The sequence below is a fragment of the Paenibacillus glycanilyticus NBRC 16618 genome (assembly GCF_004000805.1).
Taxonomy (GTDB): domain Bacteria; phylum Bacillota; class Bacilli; order Paenibacillales; family Paenibacillaceae; genus Pristimantibacillus; species Pristimantibacillus glycanilyticus.
Genome location: NZ_BILY01000014.1, coordinates 53,583 through 66,257 on the forward strand (window position 1 = coordinate 53,583; position 12,675 = coordinate 66,257).

Annotated in this window: 12 protein-coding genes; 8 read left to right on the forward strand and 4 right to left on the reverse strand. The window is 45.9% G+C overall.

The genetic code is table 11. From position 1 onward, the window contains the following. Nucleotides 1–9 precede the first annotated feature (9 nt). Complete coding sequence (locus tag PGL01S_RS13305) at nt 10–810, forward strand: transporter substrate-binding domain-containing protein (RefSeq protein ID WP_127495098.1); 801 nt, start codon at nt 10–12, stop codon at nt 808–810. 125 nt (nt 811–935) lie between these two features. Beyond that, on the forward strand, nt 936–1,430 hold the full coding sequence (locus tag PGL01S_RS13310) for a hypothetical protein (RefSeq protein ID WP_127495099.1): 495 nt from the start codon (nt 936–938) through the stop codon (nt 1,428–1,430). A 264-nt stretch (nt 1,431–1,694) separates the two neighbouring features. On the opposite strand, the gene PGL01S_RS13315 is transcribed toward PGL01S_RS13310, so the two are convergent. Next, the gene (locus PGL01S_RS13315; protein ID WP_127495100.1) at nt 1,695–2,540 is read right to left on the reverse strand and encodes an SDR family oxidoreductase; all 846 of its coding nucleotides are present in this window, start codon (nt 2,538–2,540) and stop codon (nt 1,695–1,697) included. Nucleotides 2,541–2,633: 93 nt separating this feature from the next. Here PGL01S_RS13315 and PGL01S_RS13320 point away from each other — a divergent pair, with 93 nt between their 5' ends. From PGL01S_RS13320 to PGL01S_RS13330, 3 genes are all read left to right on the forward strand, one after another. Continuing rightward, entirely contained in the window at nt 2,634–3,047 is a 414-nt protein-coding gene (locus tag PGL01S_RS13320; protein WP_127495101.1) for a MerR family transcriptional regulator, read from the forward strand. A gap of 174 nt (nt 3,048–3,221) precedes the next feature. Beyond that, nucleotides 3,222–4,076, forward strand: a complete 855-nt coding sequence (locus PGL01S_RS13325; RefSeq protein ID WP_244935582.1) for a helix-turn-helix transcriptional regulator — start codon at nt 3,222–3,224, stop codon at nt 4,074–4,076. A gap of 101 nt (nt 4,077–4,177) precedes the next feature. Then, a complete protein-coding gene (locus PGL01S_RS13330; RefSeq protein WP_127495102.1) occupies nt 4,178–4,915 on the forward strand; it encodes an SDR family NAD(P)-dependent oxidoreductase in 738 nt (245 codons plus the stop codon). Here the strand turns inward: PGL01S_RS13330 and PGL01S_RS31595 are convergent. Further along, the gene (locus PGL01S_RS31595) at nt 4,889–5,209 is read right to left on the reverse strand and encodes a CBO0543 family protein (protein ID WP_373864159.1); all 321 of its coding nucleotides are present in this window, start codon (nt 5,207–5,209) and stop codon (nt 4,889–4,891) included. The genes PGL01S_RS13330 and PGL01S_RS31595 overlap by 27 nt on opposite strands. 831 nt (nt 5,210–6,040) lie before the next feature. Between PGL01S_RS31595 and PGL01S_RS13335 the strand changes: the two genes are divergently transcribed. Continuing rightward, nucleotides 6,041–6,676 carry a hypothetical protein gene (locus tag PGL01S_RS13335; RefSeq protein WP_127495103.1) on the forward strand — a complete coding sequence of 212 codons (636 nt, stop codon included), beginning with the start codon at nt 6,041–6,043 and terminating at the stop codon, nt 6,674–6,676. A 342-nt stretch (nt 6,677–7,018) separates the two neighbouring features. On the opposite strand, the gene PGL01S_RS13345 is transcribed toward PGL01S_RS13335, so the two are convergent. Then, entirely contained in the window at nt 7,019–7,789 is a 771-nt protein-coding gene (locus PGL01S_RS13345) for an arylamine N-acetyltransferase family protein (RefSeq protein ID WP_127495104.1), read from the reverse strand. 589 nt (nt 7,790–8,378) lie between these two features. On the opposite strand from PGL01S_RS13345, the gene PGL01S_RS13350 reads away from it, so the two are divergent. Further along, nucleotides 8,379–10,106, forward strand: coding sequence for a cellulase family glycosylhydrolase (locus tag PGL01S_RS13350; RefSeq protein WP_164775456.1), 1,728 nt, complete (start codon nt 8,379–8,381; stop codon nt 10,104–10,106). Between the two features lie 392 nt (nt 10,107–10,498). Next, nucleotides 10,499–12,430: a fructose-1,6-bisphosphatase gene (locus PGL01S_RS13355; protein ID WP_127495106.1), complete on the forward strand. Its 1,932-nt coding sequence runs from the start codon at nt 10,499–10,501 to the stop codon at nt 12,428–12,430. 56 nt (nt 12,431–12,486) lie between these two features. Here PGL01S_RS13355 and PGL01S_RS30830 read toward each other — a convergent pair whose 3' ends face one another. After that, a complete protein-coding gene (locus PGL01S_RS30830) occupies nt 12,487–12,636 on the reverse strand; it encodes a hypothetical protein (RefSeq protein ID WP_164775455.1) in 150 nt (49 codons plus the stop codon). Between the last annotated feature and the right edge of the window lie 39 nt (nt 12,637–12,675).

Below are 12,675 nucleotides of genomic sequence, written 5' to 3' on the forward strand. Positions count from 1 at the left end.
CATTTTGATATGAGAAGGCTTGGATTAGGTATCATAAGTTTAATCGCTTTGAGCTTGACCGCGTGCGGGAATGGCGGTGCTGCTAACGAAGGGGTGGATTCGCTCGCCAAGCTGAAGAGCAAAGGCGAGATCATCGTCGCGACGACGGGAACGTATCCGCCATATTCCTTCCACAACAGCAGCGGGCTGACCGGCTTCGATATCGACATATCCGATGAGATCGCCAAACGGCTGGGCATCAAGGCGAAATACGCCGAGGTCGAATTCGCTGGCATGTTCTCGGGTATCGATGGTGGGCGCTTCGACACGATTCCGCAGCTATCTATTACGGAGGAGCGCAAGCAAAAATATGACTTCAGCGATCCGTATCAATTCTCCAATCTGACTCTCATCGTCCTGGAAGAGAACAAGGACATCCGCAGCTTCGAAGATCTGGCCGGCAAAAAAACGAACGGAATCGCGGAGTCCGTGCAAGGGGCATTAGCGCTCAAATACGGGGCCACGCTGGTGCCGGAGAACGGCGATTCCGTCGAGCTCTTAACTTCCAAGCGGGTAGATGCGCTGATCTATAATAATTTGTATTTTCTGGATCTGCGCAAGAACAGGCCAGATCTTAAAATCAAAGTAGTCGATCAATCCGAAGAGATCGAAACGGCGGCGTTCCTGTTCACCAAAGGCCAGGAGACAACTGTGCAGGCGTATAACGAAGCGCTCAGGTCGATGCATGAAGACGGGACTTATGCACAGATCTCCACAAAATGGTTCGGCAAGGATATTTCTGAAGGAATTGAAATTTTCGCGCTCAAATAATTATGCTGCTGTAAAGTAGTGTAAGAATCGAAAAGTATTCAATACAAAACAAGCTGTTTTCGTAGACGGCTTGTTTTGCTTTGCTTCGTCAATATTAGCTGCGACCATTAATTGACACAATCAGGGTGGAGTACAACAACAAACAACAACAGTCAGAACCAATACATCGATCAGATTCAAACAGCAATACAAATCAATCTGATTTAGTCGGTTCCGTTAAGGTAGAAAACTTAGGTTCCGATACTAAAATAACTTATACTTTCAAAAATCAAAGCAATAAAATGATGACTCCGAGCACTCAAGTAAAGCCATTTGATGAAAAAGAAGCGGTTGCAATGGTTTTGAGAGACCATCCTGATTTCCCTAATGATGGAGAATCTGTAAATATAGAAACACAAACGGGTGGTCCTTATCCTGGGTTAAAAGTGGATGGCGTACATAGGACAAAGATTGAAAAATCAACGGATAGAGTTAAGTACATCGTTATCTTAACAAAAGCTTGGAATGTAAAAGTGAATGATATAGAAGCAAAGAGTGTTTGGACTTACGAGGTTACACCAAATGAAGTTAAATTAATATCGAGTAAAGAAAACGCTGATTTAGTTAATAGAATAAAATAAGCTTTGATGAAGAAAGTTACGACATCTATCAAAACCTATTAGATGCCTAAGATATATGTTGGCTAGGCATTTGAACTAACTGGGAACTTTAGTTCAGAGCGGCATCTGGACACAATGATCGACTGGCGTTTTCTCAATAAAAGCAGCGACAGTCTAGGTCCTTCGAGTTCCTAGTCCGCCACTACTTTCTTACGAGTCAGGCTAAATTCAGTTTGTCGGGTGTCCCAAGCAGCCATTTAAGGACGTTTGGTACACCCACTTTTTTTATGCAAAATAATGCCCTTCTTCGAGATCGGCGATCAGTCCAGGCTGCATCGGTTTCCAGCCCAGAAGTTCCCGTGTTGCCAGACTCGCTTGCGTAGTATTGTACAAGCTTGTGATGTCTAATGCCGCAATGGTGCCAAGAAAGCCGAAATGGGCGGCGGCTTCTTCAGGCGTGATGCCGACCGTCGGCACTTTCAATTGACGCCCGATGACCGCAGCGATCTCATAGAGCGGAATGCCTTCATCGCCGGCGCCTAGCAGCCGCGAGCCCGCCGGGGCGGATTCCAGCGCCAAACGGTACAGAACCGCCGCATCCAGGCGGTGAACCGCCGGCCAGCGATTCATTCCGTCGCCGATGTAGGCTGCGAAGCCCTTCGTCCGGGCGATGTTGATCATCATAGACACAAAGCCCTTATCGCCTTCGCCGTGTACGGACGGCGCAAGCGAGATGATCGATGCCCTAACGTCCTGCTCTGCCTTTGCTAGCACAGCTTGATCCACGGTATGTCCATTTGCATGAGCCGTCGTAATAAACGGCTTCCCAGAGCCTTCCAGTGCCGCTCCCATGACTTCAACAGCCCGCAAATCCAGAGCCAGCGCGCCTTCAAAGTCGGAAAAATCGTTGGTGAACGCCAGATGAATCACGCCATCTGCAGCCGCGGCGGCACTGCCCAGTGTATCGAGATCATCAAGCGTACCGTACACCGCTTCGGCTCCCGCAGCCTTTAGTCCCGCGGCTTTCTCTTCGGAACGGCAGAGACCCGATACGGTATGTCCCGCGCCGATCAGTTCCCGGACGACAGCGGAACCGACGTACCCTGTTGCTCCTGTAACAAAAACCTGCATAATGATATCCTCCTTCATGAGTTGACTGCTTGAACATGCTAAGCATAAACTATGAAGTGAACTCTAGAGCAAGCTGTTCAAGGAGAAATGAGTATGAAAATTCAGGAACTGGCGGACAAGATGGGATTAACGATCCATACGATCCGCTATTACGAAAAGGAAGGCTTGCTGGATGATCGGCATGTCCGGCGGGAAAGCAACAATTATCGCAACTATTCGGAAGAGGCTGTCGAACGGTTGAAGCTCATTAAGAAATTCCAGTCTATCGGCTGTTCGCTTGCTGAACTGAAGGAGGTTTTGAGGGATCACGACGCCAACACCCAAACGAACCGTCAGATTATCGATTGGATTCGCGGCAAGCAGAAGGAGATCGAGAGCAAAAAGGAAGAGTACGACCAAATGCTAGGCACCCTTAACAAGATGCTGGAGTATCGGACCCTGCTTTTGGACGATCCAAATAAAGCGCAAGAGATGCTAAATTCTTGGCATACCGGCTCATCCGATTGAGCTGCTTTTAAGCTTCCCCCGTTAGTCCATGCGTAACAACTGAAACCGCCTCTGGGATACAGAAGCCCGAACATGAATCGACAATTCATTATTGTGCTTTCGGGTAACGTTAGCTTAATCATACAGCGGCGATCTATGTGACTTAACCGCTCAACATAAGGAAAGGAGCAACACATGAAAACCACCTCGCATATGCAGTCTTCGCTAGGCCAATTTCTCAAATCCCGCCGCGAACGGCTTCAGCCGTCCATGGCGGGTATCTCGCCACTTCCCGGCCGCAGGCGAACCCCTGGACTACGCATACAGGAAGTCGCATATCTTGCCAATGTCAGCGTGACATATTATACCTGGCTGGAGCAGGGTCGAGAGACCAAACCCTCACAGGAAGTTCTTACAAGCATTGGCAAAGCCCTGCAATTGAGCGCCGACGAGTTTCAACATTTATTCGAACTTGCAAATGGAGATATCTTGCGTGCAGACAAGTCCCAAAGCGAAAAAGATATTGACTGTTTCGTTCTGCAAAAGCTTGTAGAGCAGTTCCAGTATCCTTCTTTTATTTCCAACGAAGAAACTGGTGTAATCACCGCGTGGAACCGTTCTGCAGAGTTGGTCATTGCGGACTTTGGCAGTATTCCCGAAGAGGAGCGCAATCTCATTCAGCTGATCTTTTTAAACCCGGATTATCGGCGCAGACTGGAAAATTGGGAGTCCCTTGCCCGTTACAGTACCGCATTCATGCGCGCTAACTTCGATCGTTATAAGGATAACCCCGTTTTTATGGAGCGATTTAAACAACTGCTTCGGGATAGCGAAGATTTTGCTCGCTTCTGGGATCTATTCGAAATACAGCAGAAACGGGTAACTCGAGCGGCTTATTTTCTTCCCGACGGACAGAGGATGGATTTCGAAATACACTCTGCCACAGGTATAGACAACGATCCGAATCTACATTGGTGCATCTTTATGCCAGTTGCCAGTACAAACACGGAAGAGCAGCTCATCCGTTTGCTGGAAAAGGATAAGGGATGAAGTTAGCCTGTTAGTACTGTTACTAGAATAGACATGCTGTGGTTAATCATTTTCCTTATGATGTATCCTAAGATGGAATTACATCAAGGAGGTTATTTCGAATGAAAACTTGGTTTATTACCGGAGCAACGGGCGGACTTGCTATACAAATGGTACATCACTTGTTGGAAAGGGGCGACCGCGTCGCCGCCACTATACGCAAACCGGGCATACTCAATGAACTGCAGGCCCAATACGGCTCCCGGTTGTGGCAGGCGAATCTGGATTTGACCAATGCGGCTCAGATCAAAGAGGTCGCGGAACGCGCCATTGGCGAACTAGGCACGATCGATGTCGTCGTTAACAACGCTGCATATGGACTCTATGGGGCAATTGAGGAAGCGAGCGATGACCAACTGGAGCATCAATTTCAGACCAACGTATTCGGCTCGCTTCGCGTAGCAAGAGCGTTTCTCCCCCATCTTCGGAACCGGGGCGTCGGTCATATTGTCCAAATCGCCAGTAAAGCCGGCCATTATGCGACACCCGGGATGGGGGTGTACTGTGCATCCAAATGGGCTATTGAAGGTGCTTTCGAAGCACTGGCCCAAGAAATCGCGCCCTTCGGCATAAAGACAACTATCGTAGATCCAGGCGGTATACGCACAGGATTTGCTGCCAACAATGGCAGATTCGGAGAACAGATGGACGTCTACCGGGATCAAGCCTCCGGAAAAATGATTAGCATGATGAAAGGGGAGGTTCCCGGCATCGATCTAAGCATGTTAGAAAAGCTTGTTGTTGGCGATCCGGACAAGATGGCTCGTGCCATCCTACAGATAGTAGCCATACGAGAGTAATAAGGTCGCAGTCATCGTGAGGAAACTCCAATACCACGTCCAATGCAAATACTTTATTAATTCTGTGTTTTTCTCAAGATAAACCTCACTTATGGTCATAACTCCAGGAATAGCAATGATGTATAGCGTTTTAATGAACCAAGGCTTCTTTTTAGGAAAGTAAATATTATAAATTGTACTTACAGCAGGAAAAACGTAAAACTCAAATGTGAAACTTGCTCGGTATGCCATTTTTAGGAAACCTACGGGATACTCTATCAAACCGCCCTGAACAACTAAAACGTGGTTTTTCAGAAAAGTAAAAGTAGTATAAAAGGAGCGGTAACTCTTATGTGGCTACCGTCATTTTTCCGTTCTCAAGTAGTAGTTGCTCCTCCTTACCGCATGACGTTATCTGCGTCTGTTGAGTAGGCAAGATCTTTTTGAGCTTCCAATTCATCCAGCCTCTTCACGAGCGCTGCGCGAATGTCGTTGTATGCATCACTACCAAGCGGTACTCTAAGGGGACCTTCCCCCTGATCAACGATACTCCTTAATTATTTGTAATTGAACTATATTTAAGTATTTGTCAGGTAATGTAATTCCATTCATGCTCAAATCGAGATGAGTTAGAACTAAACAGCAGTCATGATTGAACTAAACAGGAGACGATAGTTCAGCCATTCAGGAATAATTTTCCACCAGGAACCTAGAAGGGGCTGTTCCAAGGTCACGAAAGTGATCCGAGGGACAACCCCGTTTTTAATAGAATAAGAACTTCTATACAATTACGAAAATAAGTTATTCAGCGAAAGGGCAGGATAGCGTGGCATATACACCGAATTAAGGGGAAATGTATCTGCGTTTCTAGTCATTCAGGAGGTAAAAAACGAACAAAAGAATTGCTATTCAATCTGCAGCAAATGAAATATCACGTTCTATCTAGTGCAGAATTCGACTCTTCTTCTATTGCAACACCCTTGACTAATTGTTAAAGAAGCTCAAGCGTGGAAATTCGTTATAGAATTTCGCACCAACCAGCCTTCTGAATGTGATCTATTACTCAAAGATTTTGAATGAAAGTAAATTACACGCTATGACACGTTCTGCCGGTCGTTAAGCAACAAAAAGAGGGGGTGTTTGGTTATGATACTTAGTGTTGAAGAACGGGACCAAATATTGGCCCAACTGAATGAGCGGCAGCGGCAATACTTATCAGATTATCTTGTTCGCGGTCATCGGACAGTATTTGCTAATATCATGGCCAAGGAGAAGGGTTTTCATATTCCCGAGGATTCGGATCCGGCAGAAATCGAAAGGTTATTGCAAGACTGGATTTATGTGGGCTATATTGATGGCGGCCATATTAGGCAGGACCTACGATGTGAATGCGGCCGGCCGCTGAGATATCAGCACCAGGTAAGGAATAAATCCACTGGCGAAATAAAGTTTTTTGGTATTGAGCATTTAAAAGAGCATTTGGGCATTGGGGCAACTACTGTAGCTGCCGTTAAAAAAGGGTTCGATGCCATTGATTATGAATTGGACGAGCTTCTAACCAAGTGGAAAAATAAATGGATCATGGATCCGGAGTTGCTTCAAGTGGATAGTATTCCAACGCCGGTTGCCGAGCAAATTAAGCTTGGTCTCCCGTTGCTTGAAAAACAAATACGCAGCTTGAAACAGAATCGAATCAGATTACTTCCTAGAAAGCTAACCTTTGAAGAAAAAACGCCTCCCAAAGAAGTAGTTGCAGAAATCGAAAGAGATTTATTCAGCTAGAACGAACCTCCCCAGACTTCACAGAGCGATCCTTTTTATCTTTCGGAGAATTCAAAGTCAGCTATACAAAGTTATATTAAGAGCGGTACTCAAAGCGCCCGTATCATTTCTGATTTACTGATTCTTGAGCACGCAGCTCCGAAGAAGCGTTTGATTACTGGTAAACCTGAGATTTATGCTGCTGTGTGTATGTATATTGAACGTCATTATAATGTAGAAATTACTACATTAGGCGCGGAAGATCGTATTTACACGATTAATTCATAAGAAGTAGAAGTACTCCAAAGAAACTGCCTGTTATCATTCGAATAATGACGACAGGCAGTTCTTGTATTGAAACGACTAGTCCAGCTTGATCCCAAAGTGCTGGCGTAACGCTTCCTTGTAAGCTTCGTCCGATTGGGGCGTGAACACGTTGACCCCATCTTGGGCAAACAGGCGGAATTCCTTCCCGGCCACCGTGTTCCGGCCCTCCCGGGTGCGAATGGCAACCATCTCTGCCTTCGTAAAAATAGAGTCTGGCGCATGCTCGCACCAATAGCTGGCCATGATGTAATCCTTCGGCAGCTGTGGCTCCTCCGTGAATGAATAGAGCCGGCACCATTCTCCATGCTTCAGTTCGCACAGCATCCAGCCATAGTACGGGTCCTTGTCCAATCGGTAAGTTTCATCGCCCTGCCGGTGCGGAAGCCCCTCGACCATGGCGACTGGCCGACGGGGAACAATGCCGCCGACACCCACGTCACATAAATAGGTTTGGTCCCCGGCTTCAACCTTCAGCACTTGATGGCGACGTTTCGGAGGAGGGGACGGCTCGTCGCGCCAAAAGCGGGCGAACAGATCGGTTACAGGGTATCCCAGCTCGCGCAGCAGCCATCCGAACAGCGCGTTCAACTCGAAGCAATAACCCCCGCGTCGCCTGACGACAATTTTATCGAATAGGTGATCGATCTCAAGCGAGACCGGCACGCCACGCACAATGTCCAAATTCTCATAAGGCACGGCGTGAAGATGACAGTCCTGCAGATCTGCGAGCGCTTGAGCGCTTCTGTCCAGCGGTCCTTCATAGCCGATTCGATCTAAATAGAGCTGAATCTTGCTTTTCACGTCCATATTTCCATTCTCCTCCCTTAAGACTAATTTAGATCTAGTTTAACTCAAACTTGTCGTGAGAGGTGACAATTGTTGTCGAACGAGCCGGCAGAAATAAAAAGATGACCTTGATGTAGAAGGTCATCTCTTGGCTTATACAATTCCGTAAGCGAGGAGAAAGCAATGATTCATATTATGTATAGAAGTTCTTATCGTCAGCTCAAGACAAAACTTCTATACAAAGCCGTATTAGGACAATCTTAACTTCTGGAGATACAGGCAGATCACTCGTAAAATACTTCTCTGAGCGCGAAGACCAGATGCGCGAATGGAACAGGGAATGAGGTCGTCTGCCTCCTCAAGAGTACGTTGTCTTTATTGTGCTATTCAAGTGACTCGATAATGAAGGTTATCTTCTATTGTTACCTGTATAATCCAGAATGGAAGCGAGAACTTTTTAAGAGGGGAGGGATATAGGGGAGGCTTGAGATTCATGAAGCTATTTACGAAAACGCTTTCTTTCGCCTCGCTTCATAGCAATTCGAGAGATAGAACAATATGGCACTGACAGGAGGAATTTCTAATGATAGGATCACAGAGAAAAAAATTCATGAAAAGAGTGACAGCTTTTGTGATGACCATATGTTTGATAGCTGCATTTGGGTTTAACAGTTCGAAGCCCGCATCGGCAGCGGCGGTATCTCCGTCGCAGGCCTATGTCGAAGCAATGGGCAAAGGCTGGAACGTATTTAATACCTTTGATAGCTTCAATTCAAACGACTTCTCGCTATCCGATGAAACTTCCTGGGGGCAGCCGAAGGTAACGCAAGAGTTGATTGTGGCAGCCAAGGCCAAAGGCTTCAATAGCATTCGCATCCCCATGACCGCCTATACCAGATATACAATGGGAGCCGACGGACACTATGTCATCGATTCCTCTTGGCTGGCCAGATATAAACAAGTAGTGGACTGGGCCGTTTCCGCAGGATTTTATGTCATGATCAACCTGCATCACGATTCCTGGATCTGGCTTAAAGACTGGGATGGAAATACGGCATCCGAGGAATATAAGCGATATGTGGATTTGTGGACACAGCTTGCGGATTATTTCAAGGACGAACCCAATACCGTATCCTTCGAGACCATAAATGAGCCGCAATTCGCAAGCGATACCGGAACCGTCACAAAGCAGGATAAATTGAATAGGATCAACCAAGCTGCCTATCAAGTGATTCGTCATTCGGGTGGCGATAATGCAACAAGAATGGTTATTATTCCGACTTATGAAACAAACAGTGCTGAGGATAAAACCCTTGCAACCTACAACTTTATCACAAGCCTGAATGATCCGAACATTATTGCCACCGTTCATTATTACAGCGACTGGGTGTATAGCGGCAACCTGGGTATTACAGGTTTTGACGAACAGCTTTACAAAGACTCCGCTCAAACGCCGAGATCCAATACGGATCTGTTCTTTAACACCTTGAATAACACTTTTATTTCAAAAGGCATCGGGGTTGTCATTGGCGAATATGGCTGGTTATCTTCCGATGAAGGCGCTGCAGCCAATCAGTCGGGCGAGAAGCTGAAATATCTGGAATATTTGAATTACATGGCTTCAAAATATAGAGTCAGTACGATGATCTGGCCGCCTGCATTCGATCGGGTCGCGCCATATGACTGGAATTATTTGATAGGGTCAACGATTAAAACATCCGTTCAGGGACAACGTTCCTCCAATTCGACAGGGTTAAACGAAATCTATATTAAAGAAAAGGCTGCAAGGGATATTCAGATTCCGCTTACGCTGAACGGGAATACCTTTAAAGGCATCGCAGGATTGAAGAAAAGCGATTATTCCTATAATGCCAAAACCGCAACTCTTACGCTTTCCAAAAATTTTGTAACCGAGAAATTCACAAAGGGGTCATACGGGCTCATTGCGGATTTGGAGTTGCAATTCTCAGCAGGCGCCGCATGGCATCAATATATAATCAAATATGCAGCGCCAGTATTTCAAACCGCTACAGGCACGACAACCTCCGGAATTACGATTCCGGTAACCTTCAACGGTTCCAAGGTAAAACGTGCTTCAGCCTATGATGCATCCGGCAACAGAATCGGCCCGAATTCCTGGTTCCCGTATATGCAGTTTGGCTCTGAATTTAATGCGAACTATACCGAAGGTACGTTCAGTATACAAAGCAACTTCTTTAACAATTCCGTATTGGATGGTACCATCAAGATTACGATCGAATTCTACGATGGGCAAGTCATAAACTATGCCATCCAAAAGAGCGGATCGAATGTGACCGGGATCGGGGTAGTTTCTTGATCTCAGGTTACTGTAGATTCTGCGACGAGTATATACCGTCGGCATTATAACATAGAAGTAGATCCCCGATCCTTACCGGCATCGGGGATTTTTTTGCTGCGCCAGCTCTCTCTTACGTTATGTACTTGACTAGATGTTTACAACCATCGGTTAAAGGGGCAGATACAATGGCATGATATCAATTTTGAGGGGGAATCCCTGTTTCGCAACTCGATTTATTAAGCTAACGGGCGGATAGTGGGGGAAGTTTCAGTTATAATAGCTGTTAGTAAGAGTACACATGGCCTAACGACTTTCCCTTTACTGTTAACATAAAGCTTAAAGATACGCGGCTAGCCCCATTAAAAAAACTCTTATACATTACCCTATTTCCTTGAAGGAGGATATCTATTTTGGATGCGCAGTTTCTAGATCTATTAGCCCAGAAATACGATACGGAAGAAAAAGTTGTAACAGAAATCATCAACCTTGAAGCGATCTCCAATCTTCCCAAGGGAACTGAGCATTTTGTCAGTGATTTGCATGGGGAGTTCCAAGCTTTTCAGCATGTACTAAGAAACGGTTCAGGCACCGTAAAAGAGAAAATCAAAGCCTTGTTCCGTGAGGATTGGACGGAGCAGGAAATCAATGATTTTACGGCATTAGTCTATTATCCGGAAGAAAAAATACAGCTGGTTAAAGGAGAACTGTGCAATAAACAAGCCTTGAACCGATGGTATAGAAAAACGATTGAACAAATGCTTAAGCTCATTTCATTCGCCTCATCCAAATATACGCGGGCCAAATTGCGCAAGGCTCTTCCGGAGCAGTTTGTATATATTGTAGAAGAGCTTCTATACAAGACGGATTCGACCAACAATAAGGACCCCTATTATGAGGAAATATACCGGCAAATTATTTCCTTGGGCCAGGCGGACAAGCTTATTATTGGCCTTGCTTATACGAACCAGCGCCTGGTTGTTGACCATCTTCATGTGGTCGGGGATATCTATGATCGCGGGCCGGACCCCGATAAAATCATGGACACGCTGATCGACTACCATTCCGTAGACATTCAGTGGGGGAACCATGATGTCCTGTGGATTGGTGCCTATGCGGGTTCCTTGGTCTGCCTTGCGAATATTATCCGGATCTGCGCCAGATACGACAATCTGGACATCATCGAGGACGTATACGGAATCAATCTTCGTCCACTGCTCAATTTGGCGGAGAAATACTATAATGACAATCCGGCCTTTAGACCAAAGCTGCAGACCGACCATAACGGCTCGGAGCAGGAAATCCTGCAGATCACCAAAATTCATCAAGCCATTGCCATGATTCAGTTTAAGCTTGAAATCCCGATTATCAAGAGACGCCCATATTTTAATATGTCTAACAGGCTTTTGCTTAAGCAGATCGATTACGACAAGAATGAAATCAAGATCGGCGGAAAAACTTACCCGCTGGAAAACACCTGTTTTGCAACCGTAAATCCGCAGCAGCCTGAACAATTGCTGGAGGAAGAACAACAGGTAATGGAAAAGCTGCTGTTCTCCGTTCAGCATTCCGAAAAGCTGGCCAGACATATGAGTTTTCTTATGAAAAAGGGTAGCCTTTATTTAACATACAACGGGAATTTGTTATTTCACGGCTGCATTCCTTTGGATGAAGAAGGAAACATGGAAGAAATGCAGATTGAAGACAAGAAGTATTCGGGCCGTCAGTTGCTCGATGTTTTTGAATATTATTTACGTTACGCCTTTGCGCACCCGGAAGATACGGATGATCTGGCTACGGATATGGTATGGTACATCTGGACAGGGGAATGTTCGTCGCTCTTTGGAAAGAAAGAAATGACCACCTTTGAACGGTACTTTATCCAAGATAAAGAAACCTATAAGGAGAGAAAGAACCCTTATTACCATCTGCGTGAAGTTGAGGAGATATGCCGAAAAATTCTGCTGGAATTTGATATGAATCCCGATCATGGACATATCATTAACGGTCACACGCCGGTTAAAGAAATCAAAGGAGAGAGTCCGGTTAAAGCAAACGGGAAAATGATTGTTATTGACGGAGGCTTTTCCAAAGCCTATCAATCCACAACAGGGATCGCCGGCTATACCTTGTTGTATAATTCCTTTGGCATGCAGCTCGTTGCCCATCAGAAATTTATTTCAAAAGAAGATGTGTTATGCAACGGAACGGACGTCTTGTCTATAAAAAGGCTGGTGGACAAAGAACTGGCGCGGAAGCTGGTGAGGGAAACCAATGTCGGGGAGAAGCTGCTGCAGAAAATCTCAAATTTGAAGAACCTCCTAGAATATCGCTACATGAAATGAAACAACTATACGGAGAAGTACCTTTTCATGGGCAACACCAACAACTGGCCAGTAGCTTACAACATACGGATAAAAGCCTGCGGCGAAAAGCTGTAGGCTTTCCAATGCATATCATGCAGCGCCGATATTACGCCCTGCCATTTCACGAATGCCCATACGATGACTTTCGATGGTCCGGTTGGAGTCTGCCGGCGATTTCTGATCATTCCTGTTCAGCGCACCGCTTGCGTATTCGGTAACCTAGG